General features: G+C 72.9%; 17 protein-coding genes and 1 pseudogene. 8 read left to right on the top strand and 10 right to left on the bottom strand.

All coding sequences use genetic code 11. The features are described 5' to 3' along the window. Positions 1-17: 17 nt before the first annotated feature. The 6 genes from pstA to D7193_RS20470 form a co-directional block, all read right to left on the bottom strand. The gene (gene pstA, locus D7193_RS20495) at positions 18-1,106 is read right to left on the bottom strand and encodes a phosphate ABC transporter permease PstA (RefSeq protein ID WP_120781099.1); all 1,089 of its coding nucleotides are present in this window, start codon (positions 1,104-1,106) and stop codon (positions 18-20) included. Next, complete coding sequence (gene pstC / locus D7193_RS20490; protein WP_120781098.1) at positions 1,103-2,194, bottom strand: phosphate ABC transporter permease subunit PstC; 1,092 nt, start codon at positions 2,192-2,194, stop codon at positions 1,103-1,105. The genes pstA and pstC overlap by 4 nt, the downstream gene beginning before the upstream one ends. 50 nt (positions 2,195-2,244) lie before the next feature. Then, positions 2,245-3,345, bottom strand: coding sequence for a phosphate ABC transporter substrate-binding protein PstS (pstS, locus tag D7193_RS20485; RefSeq protein WP_120781097.1), 1,101 nt, complete (start codon positions 3,343-3,345; stop codon positions 2,245-2,247). A gap of 444 nt (positions 3,346-3,789) precedes the next feature. After that, the gene (mshD, locus tag D7193_RS20480) at positions 3,790-4,716 is read right to left on the bottom strand and encodes a mycothiol synthase (RefSeq protein WP_120781096.1); all 927 of its coding nucleotides are present in this window, start codon (positions 4,714-4,716) and stop codon (positions 3,790-3,792) included. A gap of 25 nt (positions 4,717-4,741) precedes the next feature. Next, positions 4,742-5,647 carry a polysaccharide deacetylase family protein gene (locus D7193_RS20475; RefSeq protein ID WP_120781397.1) on the bottom strand — a complete coding sequence of 302 codons (906 nt, stop codon included), beginning with the start codon at positions 5,645-5,647 and terminating at the stop codon, positions 4,742-4,744. A gap of 103 nt (positions 5,648-5,750) precedes the next feature. After that, entirely contained in the window at positions 5,751-6,470 is a 720-nt protein-coding gene (locus tag D7193_RS20470; RefSeq protein ID WP_187356263.1) for a winged helix-turn-helix transcriptional regulator, read from the bottom strand. Positions 6,471-6,737: 267 nt separating this feature from the next. On the opposite strand from D7193_RS20470, the gene D7193_RS20465 reads away from it, so the two are divergent. From D7193_RS20465 to D7193_RS20445, 6 genes are all read left to right on the top strand, one after another. After that, positions 6,738-7,787 (top strand): hypothetical protein, encoded by a 1,050-nt coding sequence (locus tag D7193_RS20465; protein ID WP_120781095.1) that lies wholly within the window; start codon positions 6,738-6,740, stop codon positions 7,785-7,787. A 103-nt stretch (positions 7,788-7,890) separates the two neighbouring features. Further along, on the top strand, positions 7,891-8,679 hold the full coding sequence (locus D7193_RS20460; RefSeq protein ID WP_120781094.1) for an LmeA family phospholipid-binding protein: 789 nt from the start codon (positions 7,891-7,893) through the stop codon (positions 8,677-8,679). Between the two features lie 104 nt (positions 8,680-8,783). Further along, entirely contained in the window at positions 8,784-8,861 is a 78-nt protein-coding gene (locus D7193_RS34730) for an Ms5788A family Cys-rich leader peptide (RefSeq protein ID WP_311202345.1), read from the top strand. A gap of 210 nt (positions 8,862-9,071) precedes the next feature. Next, a complete protein-coding gene (locus D7193_RS20455) occupies positions 9,072-9,920 on the top strand; it encodes a sulfurtransferase (RefSeq protein WP_120781093.1) in 849 nt (282 codons plus the stop codon). A 3-nt stretch (positions 9,921-9,923) separates the two neighbouring features. Further along, positions 9,924-10,247: a DUF1416 domain-containing protein gene (locus tag D7193_RS20450; protein WP_120781092.1), complete on the top strand. Its 324-nt coding sequence runs from the start codon at positions 9,924-9,926 to the stop codon at positions 10,245-10,247. 74 nt (positions 10,248-10,321) lie between these two features. Continuing rightward, positions 10,322-11,182 carry a hypothetical protein gene (locus D7193_RS20445; RefSeq protein ID WP_120781091.1) on the top strand — a complete coding sequence of 287 codons (861 nt, stop codon included), beginning with the start codon at positions 10,322-10,324 and terminating at the stop codon, positions 11,180-11,182. 166 nt (positions 11,183-11,348) lie between these two features. Here D7193_RS20445 and D7193_RS20440 read toward each other — a convergent pair whose 3' ends face one another. The 3 genes from D7193_RS20440 to D7193_RS20430 all read right to left on the bottom strand — a co-directional run bounded on the left by D7193_RS20440 (position 11,349) and on the right by D7193_RS20430 (position 14,237). Then, complete coding sequence (locus D7193_RS20440; RefSeq protein ID WP_120781090.1) at positions 11,349-13,397, bottom strand: amylo-alpha-1,6-glucosidase; 2,049 nt, start codon at positions 13,395-13,397, stop codon at positions 11,349-11,351. After that, positions 13,394-13,774: an SCP2 sterol-binding domain-containing protein gene (locus D7193_RS20435; RefSeq protein ID WP_120781089.1), complete on the bottom strand. Its 381-nt coding sequence runs from the start codon at positions 13,772-13,774 to the stop codon at positions 13,394-13,396. Before D7193_RS20435 ends, D7193_RS20440 begins: the two co-directional genes overlap by 4 nt. An 88-nt stretch (positions 13,775-13,862) precedes the next feature. After that, entirely contained in the window at positions 13,863-14,237 is a 375-nt protein-coding gene (locus tag D7193_RS20430; protein WP_120781088.1) for a DsrE family protein, read from the bottom strand. Positions 14,238-14,249: 12 nt separating this feature from the next. On the opposite strand from D7193_RS20430, the pseudogene mtfM reads away from it, so the two are divergent. Beyond that, positions 14,250-14,348: pseudogene (mtfM, locus tag D7193_RS34615) on the top strand (small membrane protein MtfM); the annotation flags it as partial. 180 nt (positions 14,349-14,528) lie between these two features. Beyond that, positions 14,529-15,134, top strand: coding sequence for a heme-binding beta-barrel domain-containing protein (locus D7193_RS20425; RefSeq protein WP_120781087.1), 606 nt, complete (start codon positions 14,529-14,531; stop codon positions 15,132-15,134). 51 nt (positions 15,135-15,185) lie between these two features. Here the strand turns inward: D7193_RS20425 and D7193_RS20420 are convergent, their stop codons facing one another. Further along, complete coding sequence (locus D7193_RS20420; RefSeq protein ID WP_120781086.1) at positions 15,186-16,052, bottom strand: aminotransferase class IV; 867 nt, start codon at positions 16,050-16,052, stop codon at positions 15,186-15,188. Positions 16,053-16,072: the final 20 nt, after the last annotated feature.

Genomic DNA, 16,072 nt, shown 5'->3' with positions numbered 1-16,072 from the left:
GGTGGTACCTCCGGTGATCATCGGCCGAGCCGGTTGCGACGGGCCAGCAGCTTCGCCGCGATCGTCAGGATCAGGACGAGGGCTACCAGGGTGAGGGCCGCGGTCCACGCCCGGGCGGGGGCGTACCGCGACGCGTCGCCGGCCTGCTGGTAGACGAAGAGCGCGAGCGACGACTGGTTGTTCTCGAAGGGGTTGAAGTTGATCGCCGCGCCGCCGCCGGCGACGAGCAGCACCGGCGCCGTCTCGCCGGCAGCGCGCGCGATGGCGAGCATGACGCCGGTGACGATGCCGGGCAGCGCGGTCGGCAGCACGACCCGCAGGATGGTCTTCCACTTCGGCACGCCCAGGGCGTACGCGCCCTCGCGCAGCGGAGCCGGGACGAGCCGGAGCATCTCCTCGGTGGACCGCACCACCGTGGGCAGCATCAGCACGCTCAGCGCCAGCGCGGCGGCGAAGCCGGAGAAGCTCGGCCGGCCGTCGTTGAACCACGGCGACACGATCAGCACCCAGAACGCCAGGACGAAGAGGCCGGAGACGATCGACGGGATGCCGGTCATCACGTCGACGAAGAACCGGATCGCGAAGGCGAACCGGCCCCGGCCGTACTCGACCACGTAGATGGCGCAGAGGATGCCCAGCGGGACGGTGATCAGGGTGGCGATGCCGACCTGCTCCAGGGTGCCCACGATGGCGTGGTACGCCCCGCCCTCCGGGTCCCGGGCCCCGATGTTGTTCATCGAGGTGAAGAAGAAGTTGCCGTCGAGCCGTTCGAACCCGTTGCTGACGAGCGTCCACACCACCGACGCGAGCGGCAGCACGGCGAGCACGAACGCCGAGTGGATCAGCGCGCTCCAGGTGCGGTTGCGGGCCGAACGGCGCCCCTCGACGGCGTTCGCCGCGGCGAAGAGCCCGGCCAGGTAGAGCACCGCGGCCAGGACCACGACGAGCACCGGGCCGCCGATGCCGACGCCGTACACCACGGCGGCGGCCACCACGAGGGCGGCCAGCGCGATGGCGGGCGCGGCGTACCAGGGCAGTCGCTTCGCCCGCAGGGTGGCCGGCTGGGCCGCCGGGCGGGGACGGTGGGTGGTGACTGCGGTGCTCATGCGGCCGACTCCGTGAACTCCCGGCGGCGGTAGATGATCGCGCGCGCGGTGATGTTGACGATCAGCGTGATCGCGAAGAGCACGAGGCCGGAGGCGATGAGCGCGCCCCGGCCGGTCTCGTTCGCCTCGCCGAACGTGTTGGCGATGTTCGCGGCGATGCTGTTGCCGCCGTTCTCGATCAGGTTGAACGAGATGTTGAACGTGATGCCGAGCGTCATCGCGAGCGCGATGGTCTCACCGAGCGCGCGGCCCAGGCCGAGCATCACGGCGGCGATGATGCCGGGCCGCCCGTACGGCAGCACCGCCGTGCGGAGCATCTCCCAGCGGGTGGCACCGAGGGCGAGGGCCGCCTCCTCGTTGGCCGTCGGCGTCTGCAGGAACACCTCGCGGGAGAGCGAGGTGATGATCGGCAGCACCATGATGGCGAGGACCAGCGAGCCGAGCAGGATCGACTTGCCGAAGGGGCCGTCACCGCCGAAGAGCGGGATCCAGCTGAAGTACTTGTTGAGCCAGAGCGAGAAGTCGTGCACCGGCTGCAGGAAGATCTCCCGGCCCCAGAGACCGAAGACCACGCTGGGCACGGCGGCGAGCAGGTCGATGAGGAAGCCGAGCGTGGTGCCGACCCGGCGCGGTGCGTAGTGGGAGAGGTAGAGCGCGATACCCAGGGCGACCGGCACCGCCACGAGCAGCGCGAGGGCGGCACTGAGGACGGTGCCGAACGCCAGCGCGCCGATGCCGAACTTGGGTTCCGCGTCGTTCGGGAACCAGCCCTCGAACGTCCAGAAGCTCTCGGTGTTGGCGCGCAGCGCCGGCACCGCCTTGGTGACCAGGAAGACCGCGATCGCCGCGATGATGATCAGAACGGCGGAACCGGCGGCCAGGGTGAGGCCGCGGAAGGCCCGCTCGGCGCCGAACGCCCGGGCCCGCGGCAGCGCGCCGCCGCCGCCCAGCCCGGTGCCGCCCGGGGTACGGGTGCTGACTGGTGCCTCGGCCACATGCGCCGAGGCACCGGCGGGCCGCTCGTGACTCTGGGTCACGCGGGTCCCGCCGGTGCCGGCGTCGGCCGAGCGGTGGGGGGTTTCACCCATCTGCTCGCTCGATTCGGTTGCGGAGGTGGTTGTTCGGTCAGTCGGTCAGGTCAGGAGATGTTCTTGACCGCGGCCTCGACCTTGGTCCGGACCGACTCCGGCAGCGGGGCGTAGCCCAGCTCGGTCAGCGCGGACTGGCCCTCGGTGCTGGCGGCGTGGGTCAGGAAGCCCTTGACCAGCGGCAGCTTGTCGGCGGCGAGGCCCTTGCTGCAGACGATCTCGTAGGTCACCAGGACCAGCGGGTACGCACCCGGCTCCTTGGTGTTGTAGTCGATCGCCATCTTCAGGTCGTCGCCCTGGCCCTCGACCTTGGCGCTGGCGATGGTCTTGCCGGCCGACTCGGCGGTCAGCGCGGCGAACTCACCGGCGCCGTTGCCCAGCTTGGCCATCTTGAGGCCGCCGTTCTCGGCGTACGACCACTCGACGTAGCCGATGGTGCCGGCCTGGCCCTTGATGGCGCTGGCCACGCCGTCCGACTTCGCGGCACCGGTGCCACCCGGGGCCTTCCACTCCTTGGCCTTGCCGAAGGTCCAGTCGGCCTCGGCGGTCTTGCTCAGGAAGGCGGTGAAGTTGTCGGTGGTGCCGGAGGAGTCCGAGCGGTGCACGGCGTTGATGGCGGTCGACGGCAGGGTGACACCCGGGTTGTCGGCCTTGATCGTGGCGTCGTCCCACTTGGTCACCTTGCCAGCGAAGATCTTCGCCACGGTGGCCGGCTTGAGCTGGAGGTTGTCCACGCCGTCGAGGTTGTAGGCGATGGCCACCGGGCCGATCACCATCGGCAGGTGGATGGCCTGGCCGCCGGAGCACTTGGCGTCGGCCGCCGGCTGCTCCTCGGGCTTGAGCGCGGAGTCCGAGCCCGCGAAGTCCGCGGTGCCGGCGGTGAAGGCCTGGATGCCCGCGCCGGAGCCGGAGGGCTCGTAGTTGATGGTGACGCCCTGGCACTTCTGCTGGTACGCCTTGATCCACTCGTCCACGGCGTTCTTCTGGGCGGACGAGCCCTGAGCGTTGAGGGTGCCGGTCGCGCAGTCGGCCGCGGCGGCCGAGCCGGAGGCGCCGGTCGCGGGCTCGTTGTTGTCCGAGCCGCATGCGCTGAGAGCGAACGTCGCGGTAAGAGCGAGCGAGGCAATCGCGCCGAGCCGCTGGAGCTTCACCTGAGGGGTATCCCTTCACGTCTACTTGGCGCCCCGGATCGGGGCCCGGGGGACCGGCAGTGACCGGCCGATTCCACAAGTTAGGAGGGCCAGGTAGCCGGCTCGCCCGTCGCAAGTGAACGAGGGGTGAACACGTCCAGCAGACGAGGTGACGACACGCTGAGGGTGAGTTGTCCGTTACGTGAACTGGCGGACGCGTGTCGGACGTATGCCTATATTTCCAGTCTGCCGTTATCGGCCCGACGCGGGCCTGTGACCCGACGGTTACCGGCCGGATCGGGCCCCCGCCGGCCCGGCGTCATGTGGGTACGCGACCACCGTCTGCCGCGCCGGGCGTCGGCCGCGCCGGGCCGCCGCACCGCGACGGGGGTCCGCCGGGCGGCGCCGGATCGCCGGGCGGGCGGCGAGGTTGCCGGGTGGCGGCGACGGGTCGGACTGCCGGGATCAGCCCCGCTGGTAGTTGACGTGCGCGGCCCAGCGCAGGAAGCCGGACCGCTCGTAGAGGGCGACCGCGCCCGTGTTCGATTCGTCGACGTAGAGCATGACCCGGTCCAGGCCGCGCCGGTCGCGCAGGTACGCGAGCCCGGCCGTGGTCAGCGCCCGGCCCAGCCCGCCCCGGTGCGCCGACGGGTCGACGCCCAGCACGTAGACCTCGCCCATCGGCGTCGAGCCGGGGCGCTCGTGGACCTTGGTCCAGTGGAACCCGACCAGCCGCCCGGTCGACTCCTCGACCGCGAGCAGGAAGCCCTCCGGGTCGAACCACGGTTCGGCGAGCCGTACGCGCAGGTCGTCGTGCGTCCAGCGGCCCTGCTCGGGGTGCTCGGCGAAGGCCCGGGCGTTGAGCGTCAACCAGGCCGCGTCGTCCACGCCGGGCTGGAACGCGCGCAGCACCACCCCGTCGGGCAGGTGTGGCTCGGGCAGGGGGGCGGCGAGCGACCGGCGCAGCTGCCAGAGCACCCGGGCCCGGGCGAAGCCGAGGTCGACGGCGAGCGCGGCGGCGGACGGGTGGTCGCCGTGCGCCCAGGCGCGTACCGGACCGGTGGCCGCCTCGACCACGCCGCGGGCCAGCGACCGCCCCGTGCCGCGCCGCCGCTGCGCCGGGTGCACCACCAGTTCGACGCCGATCCCGTCGGCGGGGTCGCTGGTGTCGAGGTGGGCGTACCCGGTGAGTGTCCCGTCGCCGGCCCGGCTGACCAGGTGCACGGCCGGGGCGTCCGGGTCGCGTAGCCGCAGCAGGACGTGCTCGTCGAACGGGGCAGCGCCGTCGGTGTCGCCGGCCACGCGGGCCAGGGCGAGGACGTCGGCGACCTCCGCGGGGGTCAGCCGGTCGGCACGGGTGACCCGGGCGCTCCCGGGCTCGGCGCTGCTCACCGGTCCACCGTAGTCGGCCGGCCGCTCACGTCGCGTCGGTGGGCAGCGCCTCCAGCTGGAATCGGGAGGTGAGCGTCGGAAGGATCCGGTACAGCGCGTCCACGGTGCCCTGCCGGTTGCCGCCGGCGTCGTGCATCAGCACGATCGACCCCGGCTCGACCCCGCCGAGCACCGTCGACGCGATCTTCGCGGCGCCCGGCGCCTCCCAGTCCGCCGGGTCCACGTCCCAGTGCAGCGGCGTCATGCCCAGCCCGTGCGCCACCGACACCACCGGGTACGTCCACGCCCCGCCCGGCTGGCGGTACCAGACGATCGGCGCGTCGGGCACCGCGGCCCGGATCGCCTCGTTGGTGCGCAGCAGGTCGGCCCGGATGGCGGCCGTCGACCGTTTGCCGAGGGTCACATCGTGGTTCCAGGAGTGGTTGCAGAGGGTATGCCCGTCGGCCACGATCGCCTGGACCAGGTCGGGGTGGTTCTGGACCATCTCACCGACCACACAGAAGGTGGCCCGGACGCCGTACTCCCGCAGCGCGGCGAGGACCTGCGGCGTGTACTGCGGGTCCGGCCCGTCGTCGAAGGTCAGGGCGACGCGGGCGTCGCCGGTGGTGACGTGCGCGCCGAAGAGGGTGTCGTCGGCGGCGTCGCGGGACGCGCCGTCCTGACCCGACTCCGTGGGGCTCGCGCTGGCCGACGGGCTCGCCTCGGCGGGGGGCTGGTCGGCGTAGTGCGCCTTGTCCATGTCGCCGGTGACGCCGGTCGCGCTGTGCCGCGGCCGGTCCGGGATCAGGCTCCGGCCCAGGGCGTACGCCGATCCGAGCAGCGTGACCGCCACCAGGGTGACGATCGCCACCGCGCGGCCGGTGGAGCCGGGCCGCAGCAGCGTTCGTAGCCGATCGAGCCACCGGCTTCCGTGGCCGCCCCCCGTGGTCATCGCGCCCACCACCGCCCCTTCCACCAGCAACCCGGCAGTCAGAATAAAGCCGGCTAGCTGGGCAAATAGGGCGTATCGGGGAGAACCCCCGAATGGGTACCGGTCAGACCGGGAGCGGGGCGGGCTCCGCCTCGGGCAGCGACCGGGACGGCGGTACGACGAACTTGTAGCCCACCTGCCGGACGGTGCCGATCATCGACTCGTACTCGGAGCCGAGCTTGGCCCGCAGCCGCCGGACGTGCACGTCGACCGTCCGGGTGCCACCGAAGTAGTCGTACCCCCAGACCTCGCGCAAAAGCTGGTCGCGGGTGAAGACCCGGCCTGGGTGCTGGGCCAGGAACTTGAGCAGCTCGAACTCCTTGTAGGTGAGGTCCAGCGGCCGGCCCTTGAGTTTCGCGGCGTAGGTGTCCGGGTCGATGGTCAGCTCGCCGGCCCGGATCGAACCGCCGGCGCCCGCGATGGAACTGGTGAGCCGCCCGACGGCCAGCCGCAGCCGCGCCTCGACCTCGGCCGGGCCGGCGTTGGCCAGGATGACGTCGTCGACCCCCCAGTCGGCGTTCAGCGCGATCAGCCCGGCCTCGGTGACCACCGCGACCAGCGGGACGCCCAGACCGGTGGCGTGCAGCATCCGGCAGGTGGCCCGGGCCTCGGTCAGCTCGGAGCGGGCGTCCACCAGGACCGCGTCCGGACTCGGGCCGGCGACCAGCGTGCGCACGTCGCGCGGCGCGGTGCGGACCGAGTGCGGCAGCAGGTCGAGCGCCGGTAGCACGGCGGACGGCTCACCCGCGCGGGCGCTCACCAGCAGCAGGATCTCCACGATCACCTCCGTCCCGGCGGCCTGACGGCCGCGCGCGACCAGCGGCACTCCGGGCGGGGGTGCGCTGAGAAAAAGCGTGGTCCCGGCGTCGCTGACGGGCGGGGTAACGGGTTGAGCGTAACCGATCGGCCTGGCCACGCCCTCGGAGCATTTCCCGTTTGTTCGCTTTGCCCCACGATCACGGCTCAGGTTTAACGTCGTCGAAACGGTTGCCGCCGCTCAGTGGGCGGCCGTGCCCTCCGCGACAGGCCGTCGGTCTGGCACGATCGGGGCGTGTTTCCCTCCACCTCGCCCGAGACCGGCCGGGACCCGTGGTCCGACGGCCCCCGGCCCGGGCCCGCCTACGGCCAGCCGCCGGCACCGCGCAGCGGGCCCGGCGTCGACGACGGTGAACGCCGCGAGCGCGGTAAGCCCCGCCGGGCCCGGCGCAGCGGCGAGCCCTCGCGCCGCCCGGACGACGCCGCGGCGGACGAGCCGGACGAGGAGGTCGTGCCGCCGGTCGACGTCCGCAAGCCACTCTCCCTGGCCACCGCCGGGTTCTCCGCTCTGCTCGGGGTGGGCCTGGTGCTCGGCGCGCAGACCTCCGGCCCGGGGCACCGGCTCCCCTTCGCGATCATCATCGCCGGCGTCCAGCTGCTCTTCGTCCTCGCCTGGACGATGGCCATGCGCCCGCCCGCGCTGCTGCTCGTCGCGCTGGTCAGCGCCGGGGTGGCGGTCGCGGCCGACGTGGCGGCCGTGCAGACGGACATCGCCGGCCTCGCCCCGCTCGGCTACGTCGCGGCCGGCGGCTTCCTCCTCGGCGTACTCGGTCAGCTGGTGCGGCGGGTCGACCGCGTCCGGGTCACCGACTCGCTCGGCTCCACGCTGCTCATCATCGTGGGCGTGGTGGCCTTCGGCACGCTGGTCGTGCTGAGCAGGGTCCCCGCCGGCACCCAGGCCATCACCGTCTGCCTCACGGCGAGCGGCGTGGCGCTCACCGTGGCGCGGGTGACCGACGCCGTGGCGCCCTGGCCGCGGCTCGCACCGCAGGTGCCCCGGGGCGCGGCCGGGGTGGTCGCCGGCGCGATGCTCGGCACGCTGGTCAGCGCGCTGCTCGGCAGCTACCTCGTCACCCCGTTCACCCCCACCCGCGCCGCCATCATCGGGCTGGTCGCGGCCGTCGCGGCCGTGCTGGCCGATCTCGCCGTGGGGTACGCGGAGGCGGGCCGGCTCATGGCCGGCGAGGCTCCCACGATGTGGGTGGCCCGCCACATGCAGGGCCCGCTCGGTGGGTTCGCCCTGGCGGCCCCGGCCGCGTACGCCATGTGCATGCTCTTCCTCTGACCGTACGGTTGAGCCGGTTGCCGGTCGGGTACCAACCGGGCGCCGCGGCGCGGCACCGACAGTGACGACGCGCCCTGGGCGGCGCAGGACGACAGGAGGCGGCGTGGCACAGGCGGAACCGGCGTACGTGGACCGTCCCCGGCGACGCGGGCGGCGGGCGCTCGTGGTGCTCGTCGTCCTGCTCCTGGTGCTGGCCGGGCTTCTGGTGATCGCCGACCGGGTGGCCGTCGGTGTGGCCGAGCGGGCCATCGCCGACCAGGTCCGCCAGGAGGTGGCGAAGCAGAACGCCCAGTCCGCGCCGCCGGAGGTCGAGGTCGGCGGCTTCCCGTTCCTCACGCAGGTGCTCGACGGCCGCTACGAGCGGATCTCCATCGTGCTCCAGGAGGTGCGCGGCTCGGTCGAGGGCGACGCCATCAGCCTCCCGCGGCTCGACGTCGACGCCCACGACGTGCGCGCCTCGCTCGACACCCTCCGCTCCCGGCAGGGCGACGTGGTCGCGGAAACGGTGAACGGCACCGCCACCATCAGCTACGACAGCCTCGCGGCCCTGCTCGACCGGCCCGGCCTCAAACTCAGCGAGCAGGGCGGCAAGCTCGCCGTCACCGCACCCGTGGACGTCCTCGGCCAGCAGCTCACCGTCACCGGCACCGCCGACGTCACGGTGGGGGAGCAGGGGAAGGTCAGCCTCCGCTTCAACAACCTGGACGCACAGGGTCTGCCGAACGTCCCGCTGGCCCGCACGGTGCTCAACAACTACGCCCGGAGCATCTCGATCGACGTGCCGCTGCCCGAGCTGCCCTTCCAGCTCACCGTCCGCGAGGTCCGGCCGCAGCCCGAGGGGCTCACGGTCACCGCGGACGCACGGAACGTGCCGATCAACTCCGCCGGCTGAGGCGGCGCACCCGCGCGAACGGTCGGCGTTCCCGGGGCGTCCGGTGTCCCGGATGCTGGTCGGAACGGTGGCGGGCTCGGCGTCGGCTGGTAGGCTCCGAGCCCATGGGGACCCTCCTCACCAAACGGCGCGCGGTCGACCTGTGCCGCGTGGCCACCTGCCTGTGTCGCCCCGTCATCTGACGGCGGGGCTGTCCTCGGTCGCCTGACGCGGCCACCGGCACGCAGGGTCCACGTACCCTCCGGTGATCCCACCCATCCGCCCGGCAGCGGCGCCGTCGCACGAACCCGTGATCCGTCCTAACCCATGGGTCCCGCGCGTGGTGCGACACCATCATCGACATCAATCTCCGCGCGCTGGCTCACCATCCATCCTCACCAGGGAGTGATCTGATGAGTCGCGACACCGCACTCGTCTCGGCCGAGTGGGCCGAGAAGAACCTCGACGCCCCGGGCGTCGTCTTCGTCGAGGTCGACGAGGACACGTCGGCGTACGACACCGGCCACATCGCCGGGGCCGTCAAGCTGGACTGGAAGACCGACCTGCAGGACCCGGTGCGCCGGGACTTCGTGAACAAGAGCCAGTTCGAGGCGCTGCTCTCCGCGCGCGGCATCGGCAACGACGACACCGTGATCCTGTACGGCGGCAACAACAACTGGTTCGCGGCGTACGCCTACTGGTACTTCAAGCTCTACGGCCACCGGGACGTGAAGCTGCTCGACGGCGGCCGCAAGAAGTGGGAGCTGGACGCGCGTCCGCTCGTGAAGGACGCGGTGAGCCGTCCCGCCACGCAGTACGTCGCGCAGGAGCCGGACACGTCGATCCGCGCGTTCCGCGACGAGGTGGTCGCCGCGATCGGCACCAAGAACCTCGTCGACGTGCGTTCCCCCGACGAGTACGCGGGTCGCCTCCTCGCCCCCGCCCACCTGCCGCAGGAGCAGGCGCAGCGGGCCGGGCACGTGCCGACCGCGATCAGCGTGCCGTGGTCGAAGGCGGCCAACGAGGACGGCACCTTCAAGTCCGACGACGAGCTGCGCCGGATCTACGCCGACGCCGGGCTGGACGACGGCAAGGAGACCATCGCGTACTGCCGGATCGGCGAGCGTTCCTCGCACACCTGGTTCGTGCTCCAGGAGCTGCTCGGCCACCGCAACGTGAAGAACTACGACGGTTCCTGGACCGAGTACGGCTCGCTCGTCGGCGTGCCGGTCGCGCTCGGCGACGAGCCCGGGGAGGCGTGAGCCATGACCGCTCCCACCGCCGCGGGTTGCGCCGCTCCGGACCAGGCCGCGCCGCTGCCGGCCGGCCTGGATCTGGAGAAGGAGACCGTCATCACCGGCATCGTCCGCTCGCCCGAGGGTGAGGCCGTGCCGGGCGCCTACGTCCGACTGCTCGACTCGACGGGCGAGTTCACCGCCGAGGTCGTCACCTCGGCGGCCGGGCAGTTCCGGTTCTTCGCCGCGCCGGGCAGCTGGACCCTGCGCGCGCTGTCCCGGCACGGCAACGGCGACACCGCCGTGACCGCCGGCCGGGGCGTCACCGAGGTGAGCGTCACCGTCGCCTCCTGACCCACGCTCTGATCCGGCCGGGGCCGGTCACCCGTCGCGGGTGGCCGGCCCCGGCCGCGTGACACCATGGCCGGGTGAGCGGTGCTGTCCAGGCGGAGTACGCCCCGCCGACCGGTCCTGACGCGTCGGCTCCGAAGCGGCGTCGCTGGCTGCTCGTCGCCACGGTCGCCTGGGCGCTGCTGCTCGGGTTGTTGGCCTGGATCTCGGTACGCGACGACGCGCCCACCGTTCGCGAGCAGCGCAGTCTCGCCGAGGCCGGCCCGCGGGTCGACGCCGCCGTCGGCGAGCTGGTCACGGCGAGCGGTCCCGCGGTCCTGGAGCTGATTCCGGCGCGGGTCGAGCGGGGCTGCCGGCTCACCCCGCTCGCCGACGGGGCGACCCTCACCCGCGACGTGGAGGCGGTCGGCGCGGCGGGCGCGGAACGGGAACTGCTGGAGGGGATCGCCGACCGGCTGCCGGCGAGCTGGCGTGCGGGGGTCCGCCTGACACCGGACGGTGTCCGGCTGCGCGCCGACGCCGGTGAGTTCGTGTCCGTCGAGGGCCGCCCGACGGCCGACGGGCGGGTGCGGCTCACGGTCGAGACCGGTTGTCGACCGGTGGGCACCGGCTACACGTCCGCCGGGGGAGCGTCCGCCGGGGGTGCGGGCGGCGCGGAGATGGCCCTCGCCGGCGCGCTGCGGGCCCTCGGCGACCCGGCCGACACCGCCCCCGAACTGGTGACGGCGCCCTGCCCCGGCGGCGGCGTCGCCCGTACGGCCCGCTCGGCCACGGGCGGTGGCGCGGCGACCGCGGCGACGGCCCTGGCGCCGCTCGCCACCGGCGGCCCGGTGCTGGACACCCCCGAGGCGTACGCGTACCGCACCGGCGGCGTGGTCGTCCTCGCCGACACCGCGCCCGGCCACCCCCACGTGTCCGCCACAACCCCCTGCCCCTAACCCGACCCCCGACCCCCGCCCGCCGCCCGCCCGCCGCCCGCCGCGCCCGCGTAGACCCGCCCGGTGATCATGAAGTTATTGCCCCGACACGCCGTGCCGGTGGGCAATAACTTCATGATCACCGGGGTGAAGGGGGCCCGGGGCGACCGGGGCGGAAGGGGGGCGGTCAGGGGCGGTGGTTGGTGGGGGTGCGGCTGCGGCCCAGGGCGTCCACCTTGCCCCAGCGACCGGGGATGTCGAGCAGTTCGATGCGGCCCATGCCCTCGGGTACGGCGGGATCGATGATCAGGTGGTCACCCTGCGGCTCGAGACCGAGCATGACCCGCAGGAGCAGCAGCGGCGTTCCCGTCGACCAGGCCTGTGGGCTGCACGCCGTGGGGTACCGCACCGGGTAGTCGGTGAGGTCGCGGTTGTAGCCGGCGAACGCCTCCGGCAGCCGGCCGTCGAAGAAGCGGGACGCCGCGAGGATCGCGTCGCTGATCCGTCCGGCCTCCTCCCGGTAGCCGTACCGCCACAGGCCCCACGCGATGATCGAGTTGTCGAACGGCCAGACCGTGCCCACGTGGTAGCCGATCGGGTTGTACCGCCCCTGGTCGTCGGCGAGCGTACGCACGCCCCAGCCGGAGAAGAGCCGCGGCCCGAGCAGGTGTTCCGCGATCCGGCCGGCCCGCGACTCGTCCACGATGCCGCTCCACAGCAGGTGACCGATGTTCGAGGAGAGGGCGTCCACCTGCCGGCCGTCCGCGTCGAGGGCGAGCGCGTAGTACTCCTTCTCGGGGATCCAGAAGTCGTGGTTGAACCGCTGCTTCAGCTCCGCGGCCTCGCGCTCCAGCCGGTCGGCGTACGCCGGGTCGTTCCAGAACGTCCGCGCGAGCCGCGCCCCACGGATCTTCGCGTCGTACGCGTACCCCTGGAGTTCGCAGGTTGCCCGGGGGAACCCGGGCAGGCGGCCGTCGGCGTACGAGATCGAGTCCAGCGAGTCCTTCCAGCACTGGTTCGGCAGCCCCGTTCGGGGATTGCGGGTCTGGTACCAGATGTAGCCGGTGCCGAGCAGGTCGCCGTACGTGTCGATCCAGTCCAGCGCCGCCCGGGCCCGGGACTCCAGCAGCCGCACCAGCTGGCTGTCGCCGGTCCACCGCTCGTACTCGTCGAGCAGGATGACGAAGAGCGGGGTCGAGTCGGCCGACCCGTAGTACGGCGAGTGTGGCTGCTCCTCGAAGCCCGCGGTCTCGCCGTACCGGAGTTCGTGCAGGATCTTGCCCGGCTCCTCGTCGCGGAAGTCGTCCACCCGGTGTCCCTGGAGACCGCCGAGGATCTGGATCGTGGGCGGGATCAGCTCCGGCAGGAACGGCAGCACCTGGAGCGAGGTGAAGATGCTGTCCCGGCCGAACAGCGTCATGAACCAGGGCAGCCCGGCGGCGAGCAGCCGCACGCCGAGGGCGATCGACTCGTAGCGCAGGGCCGCGAGGTCGTTGAGGCTGCGCCGGTACGCCCCGGCGAGCGGCTGGCAGTCGCAGCCCAGCTTCGGCGCCCGCGCGATCAACTCGTTCTGCTCGGCCTCGATGGCGGCGGCGTCGCGGCTGCCGCCGTACGGCAGGGTGGCCCGGATGTCCTCGCCGCGTGCCCCGTACACGACGGTCACCACGTGCAGCCGGGTGGTCCACTCGCCGTGCCCCTCGATCCGGATGCGGAACGTCATGCCGGCCACGTCGATCTCGCCCGGCTCGCTCGTGCTGATCACCGTCTCCCGATGGAACGCGTCCCGCCGGTAGACCAACCGCAGCTCGTTGCCGCTCACCGTCGCCGTGGTCCGGCCCTTCTTCTGCCGGGCCGCCTTGATCTCGAAGATGTCGGCGAAGTCGGCGCCCACGTCGAGCCGCACCATGAACTCGACCGGCTCCCGCAGGTGGTTCAGCACCGTCAGCTCCTCGCGGAAGCTGCCGCCGATCGCCCGGCTGCGGATCACCGACACCTTCGCGTCGAGGTAGTGGGTCGGTTCACCGGGGGCCAGGAAGAACCGGGTGCTGTAGGACTCGGCCTGGTCGATGGAGAGCGCGTGCAGCCGCTCCCCGTCGAGGGTGAGCAGCCAGGTGGACAGGAACCGGGTGTCGAACGAGAACAGGCCGGTGGGGAAGTCGAACGAGGGCTCGATGTCCCCGCGCCGGTCGCTCACCAGGAACGTGTTGCCGTCCAGGATGCTGACCAGGTCCGTCACGCCAGCCGTCCGGTCTGCCGTCGAGCCACCTCGCGGGGGTCGCGGGTGCCCGGCGGATCGGGGAAGAACCGCCGGAAGGCCAGGAAGAGCACGACGTTCCCGCTGAACGTGCTCTCGTTGCGCAGCACCGCGGCGACGCCCTGCGCCTCACCGGTCACCAGCCGCTCGAACAGGTCCGCGCTGCTGTACCAGATGGCGTCGGCTGGCCCGCGGTGGCGGCCGACCTCGATCTCGCCGGGCCGCATCCGCACCAGCCAGTGCTGGGTCTCCTGGCCGGTGGCGAGGTCGATCTGGAGGGCGCCGCTCAGCAGCCCTCGCAGGACCTCGGGGGCGCGCGCGGGCAGCGATTCGAAGAACCGCTCGATCGCCTCGCTCACATCCGAATCGTAGGCAGCTGCCGGACATGTCGGGTGAGTATCGGCAGTCCGCCTGTACCGGACATTTCGGCAGGTGGACGAGGTGGAGTCAGTAGACGAGGGCCTGCGCGCCCTCGGCCATAGCCTCTTCGACGAAGACGGCGGCCCCGGCGATCCGTACGCCCGGGAGCACGTCGTCCGGGCCGATCTCCCGGCGGGCCGCGCACTGGGTGCAGGCCGTGACCGTGCCGGTGGTGAGCAGGACGTGCAGCAACTCGGCCAGCGGGGCGGAGTGCGGCAGCTCGAACTCCTCGGCCCGGCCGGGCAGCGCGAACCAGGTGGATTCGCCGGTCAGCCAGAGGGAGACCTCCACACCGGCCGCGGCCGCCGTCGCCGCGACCGTGAACGCCTGGGCGCACCGCTCCGGGGCGTCCGCCCCCGCGGTGGCCTTGACGACGAGAGTGCGCGCCATGCCGCCCAGCATAGGATGGCCGCGATGGTTACCGAGATCGGGTTCGTCAGCCTGCTGGTCGCCGGCCTGGGCGCGCTCGCCGGTGGCCTGATCTACCTGGCCGTACGCATCTCGAGAGGAAACTGGTTGAGCGCGAGGAGTGAGCCGGGTTTGCGAGCCCCGCAGTCGCGAGCGAAGGAGACCCGGTGAGCGCGAGGAGTGAGCCGGGTTTGCGAGCCCCGCAGTCGCGAGCGAAGGAGACCCGGTGAGCGCGAGGAGTGAGCCGGGTTTGCGAGCCCCGCAGTCGCGAGCGAAGGAGACCCGGTGAGCGCGAACCCGTCGGATGACAACCCGCTGCAGCCGCCACCGTGGCTGAACGCGCCGCCGGTCGACCCGTACCCGTACGAGGAGAGCCACGACCTGCGCGTCGGCCCGAAGCTGCACCCGGCCCTGGACGGCCTGCTGCCCTACATCGGGGTGTGGCGTGGCCGCGGGCGGGGCGGTTACCCGACGATCGAGGACTTCGACTTCGCGCAGGAGATCCGGATCAGCCACGACGGGCGGCCCTTCCTGTTCTACGAGTCGCGGGCGTGGATCCTCGACGAGCAGAGCCGCCCGGTGCGCCCGGCCGGCCGCGAGGTCGGCTGGTGGCGTCCGGTGTTCGACGGTGACCGCGCCACGGACGAGCTCGAGGTCACGCTCATGACCCCGACCGGGGTCATGGAGCTGTACCTCGGCCGGCGCAGCGGCACGCAGGTCGAGCTGGTCACCGACGCCGTGGTGCGGACGGCGACGGCCAAGGAGGTCACGGCGGGGCACCGGCTCTTCGGCATCGTCGAGGGCGCCCTGCTCTACGCCCAGGAGATGGCCGCGGTCGGCCAGGGGCTCAACCCGCACCTGTCGGCACGCCTCATCCGCGTCGGAGGTTGAGGCGCCCGTTCCTCGCCGGCGGAGTCACGGGCGGAGACGCCCACCGGGCGATCAGGGCCGGTCGGCGTCGGCGGGGACGGGGAACCCGAGGAGCTTCTGCAGGGCCGCGGTGTGCGCCGAGCGGGGCCGCGCCTCGCCGTCCAGGGCGGTGACCTCGGCGAGGCCCCGCACCGACGAGCTGAACCACAGGCCGTCGGCGTCGCGCAGCTCCGACGGGGTGACCATCCGCTCGGCGGCGGTGAGGCCCAGGTCGCCCGCGTGGCCGAGCAGCCAGTTGGCGGTGGTGCCGGGCAGGATGCCCGTGGTGGCGGCGGGCACCGTGCAGAGGGTGTCGCCGGCCAGCCACACCAGGTTGGCGGTCGGGCCCTCCAGCGCATAGCCGTCGGACGAGATCCAGAGGACGTCGTCCACGCCGGCCCGCTGCGCCCAGCGCCGGGCGGCCGTGCTCACCGCGTACGACGTCGACTTGATTCCCGCCGGCAGCCAGTCCAGCTCGACCCGGGATGCCGCCGGCACCCCGAGCGGCAGGGTGGCCACGGTTATTCCCGTCGCCCGGGCGCGGCGGGACGCCGCGGGGACCTCGGCGAGGGTGGCGTACACGGTCGGGGGCCCACCGCCCTCCGGCCCCCGGGTGCAGACGAGTCGCAGCGCGCCCTCCACGTCGGCGGGCCACCCCGCCCGGACGGCGTCGAGCAGCCCGACCAGCACCGCCCGTGGGGGCAGCGCCAGCTCGACAGCCGCCGCGGCGCGGGCGAGCCGGGCGAGATGCGCGTCCCGCAGCCAGGGCTGCCCGTCGCGCAGGTGCATGGTCTCGAAGAGCCCGTCACCGCGCAGCACCCCCAGGTCGTCGCCGCGCAGCACGGGCTCCCCGGCGGAGACGGCGCCGCGACCGAGCACGGCGATCCTCGATGCCACCATGACCGCCGAGCGTAGCGGCC

It is taken from the genome of Micromonospora costi, from assembly GCF_003626655.1.
Lineage (GTDB): Bacteria > Actinomycetota > Actinomycetes > Mycobacteriales > Micromonosporaceae > Micromonospora > Micromonospora costi.
The sequence above is the reverse complement of the archived record's forward strand: the minus strand, read 5'-3'. Positions and strand labels throughout refer to the sequence as shown.

Excerpts from the sequence above, each read along its gene's own strand:
- pstA (WP_120781099.1), bottom strand. The coding sequence starts at position 1,106 with ATGAGCACCGCAGTCACCACCCACCGTCCCCGCCCGGCGGCCCAGCCG.
- pstC (WP_120781098.1), bottom strand. The coding sequence starts at position 2,194 with ATGGGTGAAACCCCCCACCGCTCGGCCGACGCCGGCACCGGCGGGACC.
- D7193_RS20475 (WP_120781397.1), bottom strand. The coding sequence starts at position 5,647 with ATGACCACGGGGGGCGGCCACGGAAGCCGGTGGCTCGATCGGCTACGA.
- D7193_RS34730 (WP_311202345.1), top strand. The coding sequence starts at position 8,784 with ATGGGGACCCTCCTCACCAAACGGCGCGCGGTCGACCTGTGCCGCGTG.
- D7193_RS20455 (WP_120781093.1), top strand. The coding sequence starts at position 9,072 with ATGAGTCGCGACACCGCACTCGTCTCGGCCGAGTGGGCCGAGAAGAAC.
- D7193_RS20450 (WP_120781092.1), top strand. The coding sequence starts at position 9,924 with ATGACCGCTCCCACCGCCGCGGGTTGCGCCGCTCCGGACCAGGCCGCG.
- D7193_RS20430 (WP_120781088.1), bottom strand. The coding sequence starts at position 14,237 with ATGCTGGGCGGCATGGCGCGCACTCTCGTCGTCAAGGCCACCGCGGGG.
- D7193_RS20420 (WP_120781086.1), bottom strand. The coding sequence starts at position 16,052 with ATGGTGGCATCGAGGATCGCCGTGCTCGGTCGCGGCGCCGTCTCCGCC.